Origin of the sequence: Paenibacillus glucanolyticus NBRC 15330, from assembly GCF_004000885.1 — a bacterium.
Taxonomy (GTDB): domain Bacteria; phylum Bacillota; class Bacilli; order Paenibacillales; family Paenibacillaceae; genus Paenibacillus_AQ; species Paenibacillus_AQ glucanolyticus.
Window position 1 is genome coordinate 150,847 of the sequence record NZ_BIMC01000012.1, and the last position, 20,218, is coordinate 171,064.

Below are 20,218 nucleotides of genomic sequence, written 5' to 3' on the forward strand. Positions count from 1 at the left end.
ACCGTTTCTCGAATAAGAAAGGAATGAATGCAAATGAACGAACGACTGCAAAGTTTGCAGCAATCCATGAATACACACGGCTGGGATCATGTGCTGGTGACAGACCCCAAGCATGTCTATTATTTGACCGGCTTTGCGAGCGATCCTCATGAACGCTTTCTCGGCCTGCTCCTCTCCACTGCGAATGAACCGGTGCTTATCGTGCCGGCTCTGGATGCAGATGCGGCCGGGGCTGCTTCAACGGTTAAGAATATTGTCACTCATCAGGATACCGAGAACCCGTATCTTTTGCTTAAACGGCAAATTCATGGGGCAGCGGGGACATGGGCCGTGGAGAAGGAACAGCTTACCGTCTCCCGTTATGAGCAGCTCCAGCAGCATGTGAACGCTGACCGCATCGATGATGTCGGTGTTGTTCTCCGGGAACTGCGAATCCGGAAGTCCGCAGATGAAGTGAAGATCATCAAGCATGCAGTCCGGCTGGTTGAAGAGGTTCTTACTCAAGGACTGGCCCAGGTAAAAATCGGCATCAGCGAGATTGAGCTTGTAGCAGAGCTGGAATACTTGATGAAGAAGCTGGGCGCGGATGCCCCCTCCTTCGCCACGATGGTATTATCAGGTCCCAACACAGCGCTACCGCATGGGGTCCCTGGAACACGCCGTATTCAAGCCGGGGATCTGCTCATGTTTGATCTGGGCGTATATGCCGGAGGTTATGCGTCGGATATTACCCGTACCTTTGCCGTAGGCGAACCGAAGCCTGAAGCCGTACACGTCTATGAGACGGTCCTCGCTGCGAACCTGGCCGGTATTAAAGCCGTCAAGCCAGGCGTAACCTATGGTTCGATTGACCAGGCGGCTCGTATGGTGATTGACGATGCAGGATACGGCCATGCTTTTGTACACCGTTTAGGACACGGGCTTGGCATGGATGTTCACGAATATCCATCGATCCACGGCATGAACCAAGAACTCTTGCGGCCCGGTGCAGTATTTACAATCGAGCCTGGCGTTTACCTGCATGGAGTAGGCGGCGTACGGATTGAGGATGATGTCATCGTAACCGAGAATGGCGTAGAAGTGCTAACCTCCTTCCCGAAAGAGCTGACCATCATCGGTTAACGTTGTTTTCATCACAGCAGTAAGCCCGAATGCCGTTATTGCAACGGTATTCGGGCTTTCTCTGTTTACAACGGCCTATTTGCTGTCTCTGATCCATGCTATCCTTGTACGCACCCGAGGCGAAAAAGCCATCCTGCCGGCACAACCTCTGCCGTCAAGATGGCCCTCCATGCAGGAACTCAATTCGCTTATTTCGCTTATCCCTGAACCAAGTCCAGTTCAATGTTGTCATCATTAAACACGTCTTTATCCACTTCATTCATGACTTTCCCTGTAATCACGCCGGCTGTCATGGAATCATTCACATTCAGAGCTGTACGGCCCATATCAATGAGCGGCTCTACGGATATTAACAGACCCGCCAGGGCTACCGGGAGGTTCATCGTCGACAGCACGATGAGTGAAGCGAAGGTTGCTCCGCCTCCAACACCCGCCACGCCGAAGGAACTGATCATAACAACCACGATCAAGGTAAGGATAAACGACCAGGAGGTTGGGTCCACACCGGCTGTCGGCGCGATCATAACGGCCAGCATGGCAGGATAAATGCCTGCGCAGCCGTTCTGCCCAATCGTGGCACCAAACGATGCCGACAGGTTCGCAATGCCTTCGGAGACACCTAGCTTTTTGTTCTGCGTCTGTACGTTCAGCGGGATGGTGGCCGCGCTGGAGCGTGACGTAAAGGCGAAGGTCAGGGTAGGGAACACCTTCTTCACATATTTGAGCGGATTGAACCCGAATATCGCAAGCAGCACCAGATGGATAATGAACATAACAATCAATGCCACATAAGAAGCCAGCACGAAATCGATCAGATTCATGATGACCTGCAGATCCGTTGTGGCAATCGTTTTGGCCATCAATGCAAGAATCCCGTAAGGCGTCAGACGAAGCACAAGGGTCACGATACGCATTACGACGCCATAGACTGCCGAGATCATATTGCGGAAGGTTTCCGCCTGCTCCTTGTTTTTCCTGTCCAAACCGAGAACCGCTATCCCGATGAATGCGGAGAAAATGACGACCGCAATCGTCGAGGTTCTTCGCGCTCCGGTCATGTCGGCAAACGGATTGCTCGGAATGAAATCAAGGATCTGCTGGGGCAGAGTCCGGCCCTCAACATCTCCGAGCCGCTCTTGCAGAAGTGCGCCTTGCTGCTCTTCGGCAGCACCGCCTTGAATATTCACGGCAGACAAATCAAATGCCAGAGCGGTTGTAATTCCAACTGCTGCAGCAACCGCCGTCGTTAGCAGGAGCACCGTGATGATGAGGCCGCTCATTTTGCCAACATTCCGGCCTCCCTTCAGCTTCATGATAGCCGATATGATCGATACCATGATAAGCGGAATAACCATCATTTGCAGCAGCCGAACATACCCGTATCCAATCAGATTAAACCAGTCGGTGGATTTCACCACCACATCGGAAGTCGAAGTGTAGATGAGCTGCAGTGCCACTCCGAACAACACACCCAAGCCAAGTCCTGCAAACACTCGTTTGGTAAACGAGTAATGCTTTTTCTGCATCCAGTACAAAATGCCGACCAGCAGAATCAGAACAAGGACATTGATGATAACCCAAAGCGTTTCCATCCTAATCATTCCTCCCATTCTTGTATAAGGATATGTTGTATCATCCTCATGTCATAAGTGCGCTAGTATGTATTCATTTCCATCTCACGGCCCACTCTAAACATAATATTACCCATTCCCGTAGATTTCCTATCGAAATCGTTGTTTTTCACCTGATGTTGATTATGTTGATCGGATTACCACTGCTATGCCTCTTCTATCTTATCATGTAAGTTTCAAGAGCAGAACCACAAATATTAACACAACCGCTTCGATCAGTTCATTCAGCGCCCCGTAAGTATCTCCCGTCAGTCCGCCAAGTCTTTGGCTCATCCTTTCCGCCGTTACCGTTCCGATTGCCCATGAAATGAACGGTATGAAAAAGAGTCCCCCGATGCCCAGCAGCCAATAATCAGCGGTATCTGCCATGACCCATTGGAGACCTATGATGACAACTGTTAACAACGCAGCCATGGAGCCCGCCATCCTTCTTCTTCCAGCGGTCAGTCCGTGAAACAAAGCCGCAAGCCCCTCACTTCCCCGCGCCATCGGCCAGCGATACATGGCATGAACCATGAACCATCGGCTCCAGACCGGAGCAAGCACCAGAAGCCAAGCTTCCTGCTTCCAGGCCCCCTCCGATAAATCCCATACGGACATAATCAAGGCAGCCTTCAGCAGGAGAAGCAGCATACACGCCATGACCCCCATCGCACCTACGCGGCTGTCCTTCATAATCTCCAGCATCCGTTCGCGTGACCGATGACTAAGCAGGGCGTCCGCACTATCCATCCAGCCGTCCAGATGAAGCCCGCCCGTCAGCGCTACCCATACGATCAGCAGGATGACAGCAGCAGGAAATGAAGGCAGCACAAAGCTCAAGCCGATTCCCAAACCGACCACAATCAGACCGATAACAGCGCCTACCCATGGATAAAAAACAACGCTCCGCTGCTGAACCTCTGGCGTAAAGGGAATCTCGCGCCGAACCGGAAGCCTCGATAAAAATTGAAAAGCGGCCGCAGCCGCCTGTATCATCTTGCTCATATGAGGTACTCCTTGCTCTTGATTTCCACCGGAATTCCCGCGGTCACCAGAAATACTTCGTCACAGACCCGGGCCAGACTCTGATTCATAATCCCGGCCCAGTCGCGGTATATCCTGCCCAGCGGATATTCGGGCACAATGCCCGACCCCACTTCGTTTGTCACCAAAATGACCAGGCCCGGATAGACCTGAACCGCTCTTGCCAGCCTGCAGATCGAAAGGCCCAGACGCTCTTCCATCACGGCTGTTCCTTCAGGCTCAGCCTGGAGCAGTACATTCGTAAGCCACAGCGTAAGGCAGTCCACCACTACGGCCGGAGCATCTGAAACCGTTTCGCCAAGCGTGTCCAGCAGCTCTGGCAAGGCAATTGGCTCCTCCACCGTCTGCCACCCATAAGCGGAATCATGCCGCCGGTCTTGATGGATGCGGATGCGTGCTTGCATCTCATCGTCATAAGCCTGCGCAGTCGCCACATACATTCCGGATTCAGCCCGCTTCATGCACAGCTTCTCCGCGAATGAACTCTTCCCGCTTCTTGCCCCTCCCGTGACCAGCACGCTTCCTTGTTGGCTCATACCGATCCCCCGCTGATTCCGGCGCTTTCAAACGTCGCCATCTCCTGCATGATCCTGCAAGCCGCTTCCACCAGATGCAGGCACAGCACGCCGCCGGTTCCTTCTCCAAGACGCATGTCCATTTGCAGCATCGGGTGGAGTCCCAGTTCTTCGAGCAGAAGAACATGCGCCTGCTCATGCGAAGCATGAGAGGCAATCATATAAGCGAGGGCTTCCGGACAAATCGATTTTGCAATCAAAGCCGCCGCACTGGAAATAAAACCGTCGATGATAACAGGGCATCCGTGTGCAGCTGCACCGAGAATCAGCCCCGTCAATCCGCCGATTTCATAACCCCCGACTTTGGAGAGCACATCCAGAGGATCATGCGCATGCGGTTGATTGACTTGTATAGCCTGCTCCACGACGTTAATCTTATGTATCAGCCGCTCATCGGTTACGCCAGTTCCTCGTCCCACAACCTCAGAGGGTTGTTTGCCTGACAGAACCGAGAAGATCGCGGCGCTTGGCGTTGTATTCCCAATGCCCATCTCACCGGTCACGAACATCTGCGTCCCCTGGGAAGCCAGCTCTGCCGCTATCTCTGCTCCGGTTATGATGGATTGCAGCGCTTCCTCTCTGGTCATGGCCGGTCCTTTAGCCATATTGGCGGTTCCTCTGCCAATGTTCCTGGAGAGGAGCTTCTCATGGTTCAGCTCTGTCCCGACGCCGATGTCAACACAATGAACGTCGGCCCCTGCCTGGCGCGCCAGCACGTTAACAGCTGCGCCTCCATTCAGGAAGTTCATAACCATCTGAGGCGTCACCTCTGCCGGAAATGCGCTGATGCCTTCCTCACACACTCCATGGTCCCCGGCCATGACAACGACAGATTTTTTTGTAAACGACGGCTTGATGTCGCCTGTGATCCCGGCTAATTGAATTGCAAGCGACTCGAGCTTGCCAAGGCTCCCCGGAGGTTTCGTCAAGGTGTCCAAATAGGCTGCGGTCGCGGCCTGCACTTCGGCATTCAGAGGTTTGATGTTAGCCGTTATATCGTTCAAATGATCCGTCAAGGATTTACTCAATTCAAACTTCCTCCTTCTTTCTTGCTCCTAAATCTTACATCGCCAGCAGAAGCCGGAGCAAGAGCTGTCAGGACCATGTGCTGTTCGCCGTTAACAGCACCTGTGGAGCTCCGTTCTCGGGATGGGTGACAATGGAGGGCTCTACCCTGAATATTTGGCGAATATATTCTGCTGTCAGCACTTCCTCCGGCTTCCCGACCCCTGCGACCTTTCCCTGATCCAGAACCAGCAGCTTATCGCAAAATTGAGCCGCCAGGTTCAGATCATGCAGTACGCTGATCACCGTAATGCCGGATGAGTTCCGCCATTCTGCCACCATATCCATGAATTGAAGCTGATAGCGAATATCCAGATAGGTTGTCGGTTCGTCCAGCATCAGCAAGGACGGCTCCTGGACCATCACCTTACCAAGGGCAACTCGTTGACGCTGACCCCCGCTTAACTCGGTAAGCCGACGTTCCTCGAAACCGCCAAGATCCAGCTTCCGAATAATGGCATCAATGAGCGGGGTCGCATCTTTATCCTCTCGACCAAGCCAATTCAGAAACGGGAAGCGTCCCATTTCCAGCACTTCCCGCACGGTAAAATCCGTCGGATCGAGACCTTCCTGCTGAAGGACGGCTGCGATTCGTGCCAGCGCTTTTCTGTTATAACTCGAAAGCTCCCTGCCCCGGAGCGAGACGCTCCCTGCCGTAGGACTCTCCACACCGGATAACAGCTGCATCAGGGTGGATTTGCCGCTTCCATTCGGACCGATGATTCCCCACCATTCACCTTCCGTTATGTGCAGATCTACACCTGCAAGTATCGGCACCTGGCCATATGCCTTGCCAAGACCCTGGGCTCTAATCATGCTAACCCCTCCCTACGCCGTTTTTTGTTCCGGTACAGCAGGTACGCAAAGAAAGGAGCGCCTATGAATGCAGTGACCACCCCGAGCGGTATTTCCGTTGGAGCCAGCACGGAACGTGCAGCCGTATCACACCAGACCATAAAAATCGCACCGCCCAGAGCCGACAAAGGGACAATGGTACGGTAATCGGAGCCTGTGATAAGGCGTATCATATGCGGAACCACAAGCCCCACGAAGCCAATGACGCCGGAGACCGATACGGCAGCGGCGGCAAGGAGGGTAGCTACGATCAGTACGCTTGTCTTCAGGCGATCCACATTCAATCCCATATGAGCGGCCTGCCGTTCCCCAAGCGACAAAATATTAAGCGCTCGCGACCGGCTCCATAAATACGCGAATCCCACGATAAAATACGGGAAAAGGATGGCCGTATACGACCATCCGCGCATGCTCAGGCTCCCCATCGTCCAGTACAGGATTTGGTTTACCGTATCTTTGGACATCACCGTCAGAAACGAAACCACAGCGCCCAGAAACGACTGCATGACCACCCCGGACAGGATCAGTCCGTGAATCGGCAGCTTTCCTTGATCCCTTGCCAACAGCAGCACAACCCACAATGTACCTGCTCCGGTCAGAAATGCTACAAGCGGCAGGGTGTAACCTCCAGCAAAGGAGTATTCCATCCCGAAAAAAATCAGGGATGCTGCGCCAAGCGCAGCACCCGAGGATACACCGAGCGTGAACGGATCCGCCAGCGGATTACGCAATACGCCCTGAAAGGCAGCCCCGGCTACCGCCAGGGAAGCTCCAACAAGCATCCCCAGCAAAATCCGCGGTAACCTCACCTTCATCAGAATTTGTTCGGATGAAGCTTCCCAGCTCGGGAGGATGGAATCGCCGATCCCCGGCAGCCGGTGCAGCAGCATCGCCCCAATCTCTCTCACAGGTAGGTGAACGGATCCGATTCCGAGACTGACAACCAAGGTTAGCAGCAATAGGATAACGCCGGCCGCACCGAATCCTGCAAGTTTTTTACTCATGGATTCATCAGTTCCGGGTAAACGGCCTTCGCCACTTCAATCAGTCCTTGCGTAACGCGGGGACCCGGACGGCTCAGCAGGTTGGCATCTACGGCAATGACCTGATCGTTCTTGATGGCTTCGATCTGATCCCAGCCTCCGCGCTCTTTAATGAGTTGATCCAGTGTTTTTTTGGTCGCTTCATCAACCACATCGTCCGTGTACAGAATGACATCCGGGTTCGCAGCGATAATCTTTTCTTCGCTGATTTCGAACCAGCCTTCCGTATCGCCAGCTGCATTAACACCGCCGGCTGCAGTGATGATCTCATCCATAAATTCGCCTTTGCCTACAGTCCATCCCGGGGAGAACTCGACGTACACCTTCTTCTTGTCTTCATCCTTCACGGATTTCACAGCTTCCGTAACGGATGCCAGTTCCTGCTTCATCTGATCTACGACCGCTTTGGCATCAGCTTGACGATCCGTAATTTGTCCGATCAGCTCAATGTTCTCCATCACGGCATCGATGGTTTTCGGATCATTGACAAACAGGGTTACGCCAAGCTCACGCAGTTTCTCGGCATTCTGTGCATTCATCGAAGCGGCAAACACCACATCGGCATCAGCTGCAATAATAGCCTCTTCATTCACTTGGAATCCGCCCAATTTGGGCTTGGATTTCGCAGCTTCCGGATAATCGTCATTATCCGATACGCCTACGATTTCCTCATCCAGACCCAGAGCAAACAGCTTTTCCGTCTCGGACGGAGTCAAGGATGCAATCTTAGCCGGCGCTTTATCAAACGTCATTTCAACCCCGGTTGAATCCTTAACCGTTAATGGATACGTGGTCTTAAGCTCCTCACCGGAGTCGGCTGGCGCTTCGTTGGTCTGCCCTTGCTCCTGTGCAGCTTGCGGCGTGGTTTCTTTCGGTGCCGCTTCTTCCCCGCCACAGCCGATCAAGGCCAGAGCCATCAGTATGGCTACTAGAAGTACGGACCATGTTTTGTTTATTGCTTTCATCTCTTCAAATCCCCCTAAACATAATTGAGAACCTGGCGCTGTACGTCTAAATTCCTTCAACCGATCCCCTGAGCAGGAAGAAAAACGTCAATCGTCATACTCCAAAGAAGCAAAAATCCCTGATTCCTCGTAAATAAGGACTCAGGGATTACGTTTTAACATAAGGACACCTGGATAACCGTTCACAGATAGCGCCTTAAACTGCCGTCCGCACGGGACTGCAAAACGTAATCCTCTCCTCGAAGGACCGTCATTCATTCGCTAAGGGCAGGTCTCCTGACTTACAGGCTGTAACGACTTCCCCGCCTTCCCAAGCGCTGACGCTCAGTGGCATGTGGAGAAGTCCCTGCTTCACAGTGGCGGGACCGTGCCGGACTTGCACCGGCTTCCCTATTAACCCGGCAGAAGACATGAATAACCTCTTCTGTCCGGGACCCTCGCAAACAATATGAATTTATTTATAATAGGCCAAGCATGGTTTCTCTGCACAAGATTATAGGCGATAAACCATCGCCTTACAACTGGAAGTTTCGCTCGTTTCAAGGGTTTAACGATATTGGTTTTTCCCGTTATTGTTCATTCCGCACCAAAATCGTACGATTTCATTTATTCGTTTACCCGTACGCCTCGCCAGCGTGCTCCGTCCCAGGCCAACTGCAGCTGGAGCACCTCGCCCGGCGATACCGACGTAGCCCAGAATTCTGTATCCGGGAGGGTTGCCGCTGCAATCTGCCGGATGACGCCCCCGTGGGTGACTACAAGCACGTCCATATCGAGCACCCCCGGCTGAGTCTCGGTATCGTGGCCCGCTGATTCTGACTCTGACTCTGACTCCAAGAGAATAGCCGGGCCTTCCTGCATCGACAATAACCCCTTCATATCCTGATACATTTCGGCCAGAAAAACCTCAATTCGGGAACAAAAAGATGGCCAACTCTCCCCGCTCGGCGGCGTAACCGTTCCCGGGTTGTCGATCCAGCGCCGATAAGCCGCATTTTCCTTCAAATCCTCGTAGGTTTTTCCTTCCCAATCGCCAAAATCAAGCTCCCGCAGCTTCCTGTCATAACAGACACCGGGAATAACGCTGCCAAGCTCGACCTCATTTGTAATGCCGGGCATATGTAAATCCGACAGGATGCAGTTCAGTGTTTGTCTACAACGAAGGAGATCACTGCAATAGACCTTGGCAAAATGCCTGGAGCGAAACTCCTCCCGCAGCGGAAGCAGCTGTTCCAGCCCTTCCATCAGAGCCCCCTGATCCTCGTGACCCAGGTAACGGCGTTCCTCATTCCACTGCGTACGGCCATGACGAACAAGATGCAGGTTCAGTCTTACAGCCATAACGCACCTCCGGCTGCTGTAATCAGCCCCAGCACCGCTGTGCCGAGTACCGTGAACAGAATGGATACGCCCAGCAGAAGCCGGGTTGTCACCCGAATATGCTCTGCATGAAGCGCACGTTCGGGATCGCCCATGTAAGCCCGGAACGAGATCACGCCTTGATAGGAATTCTCACCTCCCAGGCGAATGCCCAAGGCACCGGCAACCGCGGATTCCGGGAAGCCGCTGTTCGGGCTTGGATGCTTCCGCGCATCTCTTTTGACCATCGCAATCGCTTGCTTCCACTGCAATGAGAACATCGCAGCCACCACGGTTAACAGGCCTGCGGTCAGGCGCGCTGGTATCCAATTGGCGATATCGTCCAAACGGGCGGAAGCCCAGCCTAGGGACTCGTATTTCTCGTTTTTATAACCGACCATGGAATCGAGTGTATTCACCGCACGGTAGGCCATTGCAAGCGGCGCTCCGCCGATCAGGGCAAACAACAGCGGGGCGATCACCGCATCCACGATATTTTCCGCCACCGTCTCCACCGTTCCGCGTACAACCTCCGGCTCATCCAGATGGTCGGTGTCTCTGCCGACCACCATGCTAAGGGAGTATCTCGCTTTGGCGAGATTCCCGGAACAAAGATGGCTGTATACTTCCAGTCCGGCATCACGCAGCCCTTTTACAGCAATCGTAGTGGCTATGAGCACGATCTCCGCTCCCCAGGCAAGCCAAGGATGAATCGCCGCACATAACAGCAGCAGAAGCCATGTCAGCACAAAGGAGCCGCCGGCCACAATCACCGGCAGCAGAATGCCCGCACGCTTCAGGCCTTGAGCCGTAGTCGCACGATGGCGTATCCATCCTTCCACCCGGCGAATGACCTTCCCCATGCCGATGACAGGATGGGGCAGCCATCTCGGATCCCCGATCAGCAAGTCCAGCAGCACGGCTGCCCAGATGACCCATATGGCTGTCATATCCGGTCCTCTCTCTCAGAGACAATGCTCTCCGTAACACTGCGGTAAACGAGTTGGCCAATCATACCGCCCATATCGGTTGCAGTTCCGGCATAATGATGATTCACGCCGTAAGCGGGATTTCCGCTAACCCCCAAGACGATGGCATCGGTTGTCGTTCCGGTCGCCATGGCTCCCGTTTCATGATCCTTCACGCCCAGATCATGAAGTGCTGCGGCCTTTGCTTCCGTTGCCGTCAGGACGGCATTCACCATACAAGCAGGCGTCATCATCCCGTCGATCAACAGCATGATATTAATCGTGCCCGGCTGATAAGCGGCAAAGGTCGTACGGCTTGATCCTGCACGCGCAGCATTGCCCACACCAGCGGTGGCGCAGCATAGCAGGGAGGCTTGTTCCCCACGCTCTTCCCATATGGATGCATATTTCAGTTTTACCGCTGTCATCAATCCCGCCGTAGAGCCAGCCGGATACCCGTGTTCCTCGATAAAGCTAAACATATCGTTTACGGGATCACTGCAATCGTAATGCCTGTTCACATAGCGGTTCACCAGATGATCCACACGCCCAAATCCGCCGCCATATATGGCACTACTTAAGGAAACGGCCTGATCCGGCAGCGATATCCGAATATGCGGGTAATCCTGCTCCGCTTCCAGGAACACTGTCGTTCCCGGCCACGCTTCCGAACGGTAAAGGTGACTCTTGCTTGTTAGAAAAGGTACGGCCACGTTTCTCTCTCCCTGCTCCATGATCTTGTTAACTCCCCACCAAGTGCGCTGCCCATGTAACTGCCGTTCTGACAATCCCTAAGGCACGTCATCCAGAAGATTTCAAAAGAACCTCCGCCGCCATGGCAAGCATCCTGTCGTTGGACTGGGCATCTTTAACGGCTAGCCGGATATGGCGCTCACCCAGACCCGGGTACATGGCGCAGCTGCGGACAAGCACGCCGCGTCTGCCCATTTCCCGTTGAAAACTTTCTGCGTCCATATGCTGCGGAAGCTCCATCAGCAGAAAATTGGCTTCCCCTGGCGTAACATCGAGCCCCAGCGCTTGCAGTCCCTGCATCAGCTTGACACGCTCTTCGTGAATCAGCTGCAGCGTATTCTGTTCATAATCCCTTCCGCTCCCTAAACACACTTCTCCTGCAAGCAATGCCAGCCCATTGACACTCCATGTGACCTGCTTGCCAGCCATCGCCTGTATGACATCGGGATGCGCAGCAGTATACCCGAGCCGCAGACCCGGAATCGCATAGAATTTGGTCATCGATCTTACGATTACCGTCCGAGGATATTGATGGAGCTCTGGCATCAAGGTCTGCCTGTCTTCCAGCGGAATGAAATCAATAAAGGCCTCATCCAGCACCAGCCAAGTCCCTTCTTGCTCTGCAGCAGACGCCATATCGCGGATATCCTCGAGGCTGTATTGAACCCCGTTCGGATTGTTGGGCTGCCCCAAGAATACTAAATCCGTGCGGGCAAGCAACGCCACAATATCCGCCTTGTCCGCACGCCAGTCCCGTTCCGGGCGACCGCAAACGGATCGGATATCCGATCCGAACTTGACAGACAGCTCCCGATATTCGGAAAAACAGGGATCGACCACTCCAACCGTTCGCGGCTGAAGGCCCATCAGCAGCAATGCCATGCATTCTGCCGCCCCATTGCCGACAAGAATTCGCTGGGCATCGGTGCGCAATTCCTCAGCGAGCATTCCCTTGAAGCTGCGATGCCCGGGATCCGGGTAACGAATAACTGCGCCCAGTCCTTCTTGCAATGCTGTTATGACCCCTTGAGGCGGTCCAAGCGGGTTAATGTTGGCGCTGTAATCCAGAAAAGCCGAAATCGGCTGTCCAAACGTCGAAGCAGCCGTCTCCACATCCCCGCCATGTCCGTATACCTCGATCAAGGGTTGTCTTTTATCACTCATACGGGCTCCTCCAGTTCCATTCCACAGCGCTTGCAAGCCCTGCCGTTATGTAATGCCACCATTATGTCGCTACATTCCTTGACTCGTCAACATGGAATGCTTTGTCTCTGCCTTAAAATTGGTTTACAATAGTCTTTGTGGCACCACATTTTGAATTGTGACGACGGAGGATACTATGCTATTTATCGATAATCAGGGGATCCATGATCCATCCATTAACCTAGCGATTGAAGAATATGTCTTGAAGCACTTGTCGATGGACGAGAGCTACCTTCTCTTTTATATTAATAAGCCTTCCATCATCATCGGAAAGCATCAGAATACGATTGAAGAGATCAACCAGGAATACGTTCGTGACAACAACATTCAGATTGTACGCCGGCTGTCCGGCGGCGGCGCAGTATACCATGATCTCGGAAACCTGAATTTCAGCTTTATTACAAAGGATGACGGGCAGTCCTTCCACAACTTCCTGAAGTTCACCCAGCCGGTCATCGACTTCCTGCAAAAGATGGGCGTGCCCGCTGAGCTCAGCGGCCGAAATGACCTCCAGGTCGGCGAGAAGAAAATTTCAGGGAACGCCCAGTTCTCGACGCGGGGACGCATGTTCAGCCACGGCACACTCATGTTTGATCTGAACCTGGATGACGTACAGGCATCGCTGAATGCCAATCCGGAAAAATTCAAATCCAAGAGCACCAAGTCCGTCCGCAGCCGCGTTGCAAACATCAAGGAGCTGCTCGGCACCGACATGACCATTGAACAGTTCCGCGCTGAACTGCTCCGCTCGATTTTTGGCATGGAGCCTGACCAAGTGCCGCAGTATGTGCTTCAGGAGAAGGACTGGGAAATCATCAACCAAATCTCGAAGGAGCGTTACCGGAACTGGGATTGGAACTACGGACTGTCCCCTGAGAGCAACGTGAAGCATGCCAAGAAATTCCCAGTGGGCATTATCGATATCCGCATGGATATCCGTGAAGGACATATTGGAGAGATTAAAATTTACGGCGACTTCTTCGGTGTAGGCGATGTCGCTGACATCGAAAACCTGCTCCGCGGCAAACGTTACGAAGAGCATGCCGTTCGCACCGCACTGTCAGACATCAACGTCAAACACTATTTTGGCAACCTGGAGTTTGATGATCTGATCAGCCTCATCTTTCTTGAGGAATAGAAGGTCTGAGGCATCCTGTCACTGGATTCCGGCCCAAATTTAAATAAGCCTCGCACCCCGTGCGGTAAAAAACACATAAGGGTGCGAGGCTTTTTTCGTCGATAATAACAGCTATTCATCACGAGGCCATAAACACATACCACACCAGGATAAGCGTCAACAGTATGCATACATTCTCTACTGTACGCCCCCACTTGCTTCCCGTGCTCATAATTTTAAATTTAATTCTCCATTTGAACGGCGGCAGCGGCCGGATGCCGCGGTTGGTCAAGGCATCTGCAAGCAAATGAATGGAATAGGACAGACCTCCGGCAAACCATAGACTTTCCCCGCCGATCTTGCCCTGCGATGCAAAATAGAGCAGACCTGTCCATCCAACGGCAGCATAGACGGTATGGGTTAACCCGCGATGGGTCACCAATGAACCTGCAATCAGCACGCTGCCTGCAATCGTGTTCCATGGGCTGAAGCTTTGCCCGAAGGATATCAGTCCAAGACCGATCAGAAACATCACGATATGACGCAGCGTCCGGCTTGGCAGGTATGACACGACCCCGATCAGTCCGGCCAGGGCGATGTTCCATGGCGCATACTCCTTGCCATAGAATGCAACGAATATAGCGGCGCCAATCATGGCGAGCTGAAGTATCCTCAGCATGCCTGAAGGAATGGCTTTGCGGACCAGCAGGGAGTTGGGTTCGTCAATGTCGGGAAGCAGCGCGCTAACCAGGGCCACAGCCGCAGCAGGCAATGTGACAGGCACCCCGCTCATGCCCATTACGGATAAAGTAACCCCTGTGCTAATAATCAAATGAGCTCTCCCCATCATGATGACAATCTTCCTTTCTAAAGCTCTGTGTTGACTATGGGATAGATGCCGGTCTTTCGTCCGATAAGCCCAGGGTCATGAGAATATACGTTCGGTTCATAAGTATAGCAAAATCATCCTCTTTTTGTCTAGCCCTTCCACTTTTGCTAGGGTTAAAAATGGTTGTCCTATCCTCTGATATGGGATACAATTTGATCACTTGCCCCGGATTTCTGCCGGGGACAACTGTACGGACTCTCATCAGGAGTTGGAGTTTCTCATTTTCGGAAAGGATGACTACATAAGTGAAACGCTCACGAATCGCCGATCTCAGCCTGCTCGTGGTGGCTATGATGTGGGGATCTACCTTTCTCATCGTCCAGCATGCGGTACGCGTGCTCCCGCCGATGGCTTTTAATTCTGTCCGTTTTCTGGGAGCGGCCTTGCTTCTGGCATTCATCATTACGGTGTTTTATCGGAGCCAGTGGAAGCAAATTTCCGGAAAAATGCTTGTTCATGCTTGTCTGCTGGGTCTTTTTTTATTTATAGGCTATGCGTTTCAAACCGCCGGCCTGCTGTACACGACCACATCCAATACAGGATTTATCACAGGTTTGTCCGTTGTGCTGGTACCCTTCATATCCTACGCCTTATTAAAGCATGCCATCTCCAAATTCACTTGGATCAGCGCCTTGCTTGCGGCAGCAGGCCTGTATCTGCTGACCTTCACCGGATCGGGAATACGTCTGAATCAAGGGGACTTGCTGGTGCTGGTATGTGCCATTGGTTTTGCGCTTCATATCGGCTACACGGGCATTTATGCCGGGCGTTATCCTTCTTTGCTCCTGGCTGCGCTTCAGATGGCTGTTGTCGGAATATGCAGCTTGATCGCTTCCGTGGTGACTGAACATGTCGGGAATACGTCCGACCTCGTGGAGAAGTTGACCCAGCCGAACGTCCTGTGGGCACTGGCTGTATCCATCGGACCCACCAGCGCCTTCGCCTTCTGGATTCAAACCGTCTGTCAAAAATATACAACGCCTTCCCGTGTAGCCATCATCTACGCAACTGAGCCCGTATTCGCTGCGCTAACCGGAATCCTGTTTGCCGGGGAGCGGCTTACAATCATCGGAGGCATCGGTTGTTTATGTATTTTGGTAGGAATGATGATTGCGGAATTGAAGTCTGCGCCACAGAAGGTACAATAGAGATAAGACAGAGATAGATTCAAAGGAGAGATAACCATGACAACTTACAAATTGATGGCCATCGACATTGACGATACCCTGATCAATGACGATAAGGAAGTAACCCCCGGTGTCCAGCAGGCGCTGGAGCAAGCGGTCGCCCACGGTGTCGTTGTGACACTGGCTACCGGACGTGCCTATGCGTCAGCCCAGGCCATTGCCCGTCAGACCGGACTCAACGTTCCCATTATCACCTACCAAGGTGCCTTGATTAAAAATCTGCTCGATGAGAAGGTTCTCTACGAACGCTTCGTTCCCATTGATGCTGCCGTGAAGCTGTTTGAATACTGTGTGGAGCACAATCTTCATCTGCAAACCTACATTGATGACAAGCTCTATGCCCGTGAAGAGAATCAGAAGCTTATTGATTACTGTGCCCTGAATCGTACGCCATATTATATTGAGCCTGATTTTATGACCATGGTTCAGAAGCCGACTCCAAAAATGCTCATCATCGACGATCCTGACTATCTGGATGAGCTGATTCCTGTGTTCCGCGAGCTGCTTGGCGATGAAATGCATATTACCAAATCCAAGCCGCACTTTCTGGAGTTCATGCATAAGGAAGGAACCAAAGGACACGCCCTCACCTTCCTGGCCGATCATTTTGGCTGTGATCTGAAGGAAACCATCGCTGTCGGCGATTCCTGGAATGATCACGAAATGCTGGAAGCAGCCGGACTTGGCGTCGCGATGGGCAATGCCATCGAGCCGCTTAAGGCGATTGCGGATTACGTTACGCTTGGCAACAACGAGGACGGCGTGAAACATGTCATTGATAAATTCGTGCTGAATAACGGTTAACATACGAAAAAAATAAACAAACGGTAACAAGCCTCCATGGTGATCCATGGGGGCTTGTACTTGTTCATATCTAGTCCTTTGTACGCGGTCAATTACATTCGCTTGGAGCATAGCAAGCTTGCAGCAAGTTCCGCTGTATCATTTTCGGTCCGTATCAAATGTAAGAATCGGCTTCAGGAGTGATGCTTCGTTGTATTTCAACAGCCCCACCTCGATACACAGCTCCATCAACTTATGAATTCCGTTGAATTGCTGGCGATTCCGCTGATGAATGATGGACAGCGCTTCACGCACCAATTTCCTGGCCTGATCGATACTCTGATGTTCTACGGCTTGGATAATTTCTTTAATTCGCTCCAGATAGTACACGGTTCTCCGAAGCGAACGAATCAGCAAAATCTGCCGGACATGCGATGGAGTATAGAGCCGGTAGCCATTCTCGGGATTTCGATCCGGGGTTAACAGCCCTTCTCTCTCCCAATGCCGTATGGCAGACGATTCCACATTGGTCAGTTCGGCAGCTTCGCCGATCGTCATGTGGGCTTTGAGCTTTTTCTCCTGGATGAGATTAAGGTCGGGATTCTCAAGCAGAGCAAGCGTTTCATCGGCAATATTCTTCTCCTGCTGCAGCCTGACCTGCTCCCCGTTTGCAAGCCAGAAGGCTTCATCCATCTCTTGTTTCTGGATGTGGCGAAGCACCTCATAAGTCACCGCAAAACCGAAACCGGGGAACATGGCACGCAGACACCGAAAGTAGGCCAGATGAGTCTGCGTATATAAACGATATCCGTTCTCGCTACGTTCAGGAGAGGGCACCACTCCCCAAGATTCATAATGCCGTAAAGCACTGGTACTGATTTGCAGCTCCTTCGCAATATCTTTTGGCTTGAGGTAATGCATGGCGTTCCCTCCTCGATTGGGATTGAGAGCCTACTTTACCAGAATCGCAAGCCATTGGCAAACCTTTAATTAAAAGGTTGAAGTACCTCGGAAAGGTTATGAATTGAACTCCTCGGGATCGCTTGGGTTTGGTGCTTAACATCTTCTCACTTGCATCAATGTTGTATATTGGTGGGTACAGAGATGAATTGACTCTATTCGAACACAACGGGAGGATGATCATGATGAACGTACACATAACTCAAGAGTCTCCAAAGAGCAAAGAATATATTTTACTCCATCCCGGAGTCATCATCAGCATTTTTTCATTTACTCAAGTCTACAGTCATCCCCGTCATCGCCACGCTTACCCTTTCAGGCAGAGGCAGCTCTTTTCGGACATCCACATCATGCGACATATGCGTATATATCGTTTGGCGCGGGTTCACCTCGGACAGCAGCTGTGCCGCTTCCTTCATATCATAAACGGAGCGCGACTCGAATATCGCGGTTTCATGAACAAAACTTGTCCCGAGGACAAGCAGGTCAAGGCCTTTTAAAGGCTCCTTTTCCGCCGGGCTCAGATTAATCGAATCCGAATTGTACACCCATGTATACTCGCCTTTCTGGAGCCGGTATGCGTAGGAGTAACCGTTCTTGCCATGATTCACCTTCCAGCAGGAAATCTCCCAACCGCCCAATGTGATGCCGTCATCCACAGCTGTCATCTCCATCTGCCGCGGAAGCCATGGATACTGCCGCACAATCTGTTCAAGCACGTCGGCAGGAGCATATAACCGACCTTTCTCCCCCAGCCATCTGCAGGCATCGCTCCATTCCGGCAGACCGCCGATGTGATCAAAGTGAGCGTGGGTAATCAGCATATCCCTCATCTTCCGCTTGCCGAGCCTTTCCATCATAAAGCGCCAGTCCGGACCGCAATCAATCATAAAAGACGCTTCGCCACACTCCACCATCACCGAGGAGCGAAGACGCCGATTCACACCCGTATTCCGTGCTTCCGTGCATACCTCGCAGTCGCAATATACCCGTGGAACGCCCATTGCATCCCCGGTTCCCAAAAAAGTTAACGTATCCCCGCTCACACGCATTCCCCACTTTCTTTTATTGAAATCCCATATCGGTATCAAACCTGGTCATTCTTCAGTATGACTGGCTGGCACTGGTTCATCACGATAAGCAGCATATTAGATTAACTACGCATGCTGAAGCAGCAGGACGAACCAGTTCGATTGAAATCAGCATGATTGAACAAGCGCTAGGGGACCAGTCCGATTCTAGCAGTAGGAACCCGCATTAGGATTCTCCTCGACCTGCATTTTACAGCCTGATTCCTCGTTAGATTCCTTAAACAAGCTAGAGGCATCTTGTTAAGAAACCCGGTCCCCTTATTGTATAAGTGCAAGGAGAAAAAACAAAGACCGCCCGGATCATATCCGAGCGGTCACTTGTCATTCCCAATCCTATAATGTCGCTAAGAATAGCAATTCATTAAGCAAATGAGGGCTTATTATCGTCAACAGCTCCGCTGATGACCTTGACGTATTTCTTATCTACACCTTCCACAGAAGGACCCACATATACACTGTTCTTGCTCTGGCGCCTTACCGAGCGCTTCCTTGATTTCAGCGTACTCATCATCGGTACCGGTCCCCGAACCACCCAGCTGCCATTGGTGGACCCCTGCGGATGACCTGACGTTCTCTTCTTCTCATTCCTGCTCACGACGAATCCCCTCCAACTAAATGCCTGATGGTACGAAGCAGCTCACGATTCTGTTCGACAACCTCCGCGAGATCTTCATCCGAAAGAATCTCATGTCCCGTGAAATGAACGGACAATACATGATTTACTCCTAAAGGATAGCAGAACACATACACCTGCGCAACTTCCTCTTCGTGATAAAATGCCCATTTTCCACTATTATAGACATCAATCACGTAAATAGACTGGTTACTTGGCGAGCGTTCCTCTTTCCCGTCGAACGGGAAATACCTTCCTCTACCTACATTACCCCCAATTTGGGCAATGCCTTCATCTCTGCGTCCCCAAAAAGCGGCACCGGTCACCCTAAAGTCCCCTGCAGCCGGCGGGAGTAAGGAGTTTCGGACGGCTTCACTCAGTGCATGATATTTTTCAGCTTCATCGATCACATGCACATTTCGATTATATTCCCAGAAAAAATGCAGCACGCTTTGCTTGCGCCGAAGCTCTGCATCCTTCTGCTCAATCACGGTGCTCGGGTTGTTGTAGAATCCTTCGGTTTCTATGGCATTTAGAATATGTCCGCATGCAACGTCAACGGCTGATTTGTAATCGTCATCGCTTCGCAATTCATACTCAAGCAGCGTAATACCCTGGAGGTCGGAAAGAAGATGATAATCCTTAACAATAACATCCTGAACAGACATGCTGTCTGGCTCCACCTGATCCGGAATGATGCAGTACACCCTTCGTCGCCCAAGCCTTCCCCAGTACAGTCCCATCTCGAACAACGTGTTGTCACGGGTCACAAATACATGTTTGCCTCGAATGAGTGCCACATCATCCGGAGAAAAGACGAACACACCAAAATCACTGGACGCAAGCTGCTTCTCCAAAGCTTCCATCGTATACATATTCGCCCCGAACGTACCGCCGTACCAAGGTGTCACTTGCGCGGATCGCTTGATCTGTTCGTGGATCGCCCTTGCATACTTGATGGCCTCTCTGGAAGAACCTATGAATAAATTCGGCTTCGGTATGGTCATAGGCAC

At 52.1% G+C, this 20,218-nt stretch carries 20 protein-coding genes and 1 riboswitch; of the genes, 4 read left to right on the forward strand and 16 right to left on the reverse strand.

Going from position 1 to position 20,218, the window contains the following annotated elements:
- Positions 1-33 precede the first annotated feature (33 nt).
- The gene (locus tag PGL02S_RS17970) at positions 34-1,122 is read left to right on the forward strand and encodes a M24 family metallopeptidase (RefSeq protein ID WP_036639762.1); all 1,089 of its coding nucleotides are present in this window, start codon (positions 34-36) and stop codon (positions 1,120-1,122) included.
- 197 nt (positions 1,123-1,319) lie between these two features.
- Here the strand turns inward: PGL02S_RS17970 and PGL02S_RS17975 are convergent, their stop codons facing one another.
- From PGL02S_RS17975 to cobD, 11 genes are all read right to left on the reverse strand, one after another.
- Positions 1,320-2,714, reverse strand: coding sequence for an L-cystine transporter (locus PGL02S_RS17975; protein ID WP_006212297.1), 1,395 nt, complete (start codon positions 2,712-2,714; stop codon positions 1,320-1,322).
- A gap of 204 nt (positions 2,715-2,918) precedes the next feature.
- Positions 2,919-3,740 (reverse strand): adenosylcobinamide-GDP ribazoletransferase, encoded by an 822-nt coding sequence (gene cobS, locus PGL02S_RS17980; protein ID WP_036639764.1) that lies wholly within the window; start codon positions 3,738-3,740, stop codon positions 2,919-2,921.
- Positions 3,737-4,315, reverse strand: a complete 579-nt coding sequence (gene cobU, locus PGL02S_RS17985; RefSeq protein ID WP_036639766.1) for a bifunctional adenosylcobinamide kinase/adenosylcobinamide-phosphate guanylyltransferase — start codon at positions 4,313-4,315, stop codon at positions 3,737-3,739. The genes cobS and cobU overlap by 4 nt, the downstream gene beginning before the upstream one ends.
- Positions 4,312-5,382 (reverse strand): nicotinate-nucleotide--dimethylbenzimidazole phosphoribosyltransferase, encoded by a 1,071-nt coding sequence (gene cobT, locus PGL02S_RS17990; RefSeq protein ID WP_036639769.1) that lies wholly within the window; start codon positions 5,380-5,382, stop codon positions 4,312-4,314. Before cobT ends, cobU begins: the two co-directional genes overlap by 4 nt.
- Positions 5,383-5,449: 67 nt before the next feature.
- Positions 5,450-6,235, reverse strand: a complete 786-nt coding sequence (locus PGL02S_RS17995; RefSeq protein WP_036639771.1) for an ABC transporter ATP-binding protein — start codon at positions 6,233-6,235, stop codon at positions 5,450-5,452.
- A complete protein-coding gene (locus tag PGL02S_RS18000; RefSeq protein ID WP_036639774.1) occupies positions 6,232-7,278 on the reverse strand; it encodes a FecCD family ABC transporter permease in 1,047 nt (348 codons plus the stop codon). Before PGL02S_RS18000 ends, PGL02S_RS17995 begins: the two co-directional genes overlap by 4 nt.
- Positions 7,275-8,282: an ABC transporter substrate-binding protein gene (locus tag PGL02S_RS18005; protein ID WP_036639776.1), complete on the reverse strand. Its 1,008-nt coding sequence runs from the start codon at positions 8,280-8,282 to the stop codon at positions 7,275-7,277. Before PGL02S_RS18005 ends, PGL02S_RS18000 begins: the two co-directional genes overlap by 4 nt.
- 249 nt (positions 8,283-8,531) lie before the next feature.
- A riboswitch (cobalamin riboswitch) is annotated at positions 8,532-8,736 on the reverse strand.
- Positions 8,737-8,888: 152 nt separating this feature from the next.
- Entirely contained in the window at positions 8,889-9,623 is a 735-nt protein-coding gene (locus PGL02S_RS18010) for a histidine phosphatase family protein (RefSeq protein WP_036639778.1), read from the reverse strand.
- A complete protein-coding gene (cbiB, locus tag PGL02S_RS18015; protein ID WP_036639780.1) occupies positions 9,614-10,591 on the reverse strand; it encodes an adenosylcobinamide-phosphate synthase CbiB in 978 nt (325 codons plus the stop codon). The genes PGL02S_RS18010 and cbiB overlap by 10 nt, the downstream gene beginning before the upstream one ends.
- Positions 10,588-11,343, reverse strand: coding sequence for an adenosylcobinamide amidohydrolase (locus tag PGL02S_RS18020; protein WP_036639783.1), 756 nt, complete (start codon positions 11,341-11,343; stop codon positions 10,588-10,590). The genes cbiB and PGL02S_RS18020 overlap by 4 nt, the downstream gene beginning before the upstream one ends.
- A gap of 67 nt (positions 11,344-11,410) precedes the next feature.
- Positions 11,411-12,526: a threonine-phosphate decarboxylase CobD gene (gene cobD, locus PGL02S_RS18025; RefSeq protein WP_006212309.1), complete on the reverse strand. Its 1,116-nt coding sequence runs from the start codon at positions 12,524-12,526 to the stop codon at positions 11,411-11,413.
- Between the two features lie 175 nt (positions 12,527-12,701).
- Between cobD and PGL02S_RS18030 the strand changes: the two genes are divergently transcribed.
- Entirely contained in the window at positions 12,702-13,703 is a 1,002-nt protein-coding gene (locus PGL02S_RS18030) for a lipoate--protein ligase (protein ID WP_036639785.1), read from the forward strand.
- Positions 13,704-13,821: 118 nt separating this feature from the next.
- Here PGL02S_RS18030 and PGL02S_RS18035 read toward each other — a convergent pair whose 3' ends face one another.
- Positions 13,822-14,532 (reverse strand): metal-dependent hydrolase, encoded by a 711-nt coding sequence (locus tag PGL02S_RS18035; RefSeq protein WP_006212311.1) that lies wholly within the window; start codon positions 14,530-14,532, stop codon positions 13,822-13,824.
- A gap of 284 nt (positions 14,533-14,816) precedes the next feature.
- Here PGL02S_RS18035 and PGL02S_RS18040 point away from each other — a divergent pair, with 284 nt between their 5' ends.
- Positions 14,817-15,719 (forward strand): DMT family transporter, encoded by a 903-nt coding sequence (locus PGL02S_RS18040; protein ID WP_036639787.1) that lies wholly within the window; start codon positions 14,817-14,819, stop codon positions 15,717-15,719.
- Between the two features lie 36 nt (positions 15,720-15,755).
- On the forward strand, positions 15,756-16,562 hold the full coding sequence (locus tag PGL02S_RS18045; protein ID WP_006212313.1) for a Cof-type HAD-IIB family hydrolase: 807 nt from the start codon (positions 15,756-15,758) through the stop codon (positions 16,560-16,562).
- A gap of 138 nt (positions 16,563-16,700) precedes the next feature.
- On the opposite strand, the gene PGL02S_RS18050 is transcribed toward PGL02S_RS18045, so the two are convergent.
- The 4 genes from PGL02S_RS18050 to PGL02S_RS18065 form a co-directional block, all read right to left on the reverse strand.
- A complete protein-coding gene (locus tag PGL02S_RS18050) occupies positions 16,701-17,462 on the reverse strand; it encodes a TioE family transcriptional regulator (RefSeq protein WP_006212314.1) in 762 nt (253 codons plus the stop codon).
- A gap of 305 nt (positions 17,463-17,767) precedes the next feature.
- Positions 17,768-18,553 carry an MBL fold metallo-hydrolase gene (locus tag PGL02S_RS18055; RefSeq protein ID WP_173937160.1) on the reverse strand — a complete coding sequence of 262 codons (786 nt, stop codon included), beginning with the start codon at positions 18,551-18,553 and terminating at the stop codon, positions 17,768-17,770.
- Positions 18,554-18,953: 400 nt separating this feature from the next.
- Positions 18,954-19,187 carry a hypothetical protein gene (locus PGL02S_RS18060; RefSeq protein ID WP_006212316.1) on the reverse strand — a complete coding sequence of 78 codons (234 nt, stop codon included), beginning with the start codon at positions 19,185-19,187 and terminating at the stop codon, positions 18,954-18,956.
- Complete coding sequence (locus PGL02S_RS18065) at positions 19,184-20,212, reverse strand: TIR domain-containing protein (RefSeq protein WP_006212317.1); 1,029 nt, start codon at positions 20,210-20,212, stop codon at positions 19,184-19,186. The genes PGL02S_RS18060 and PGL02S_RS18065 overlap by 4 nt, the downstream gene beginning before the upstream one ends.
- Positions 20,213-20,218 lie beyond the last annotated feature (6 nt).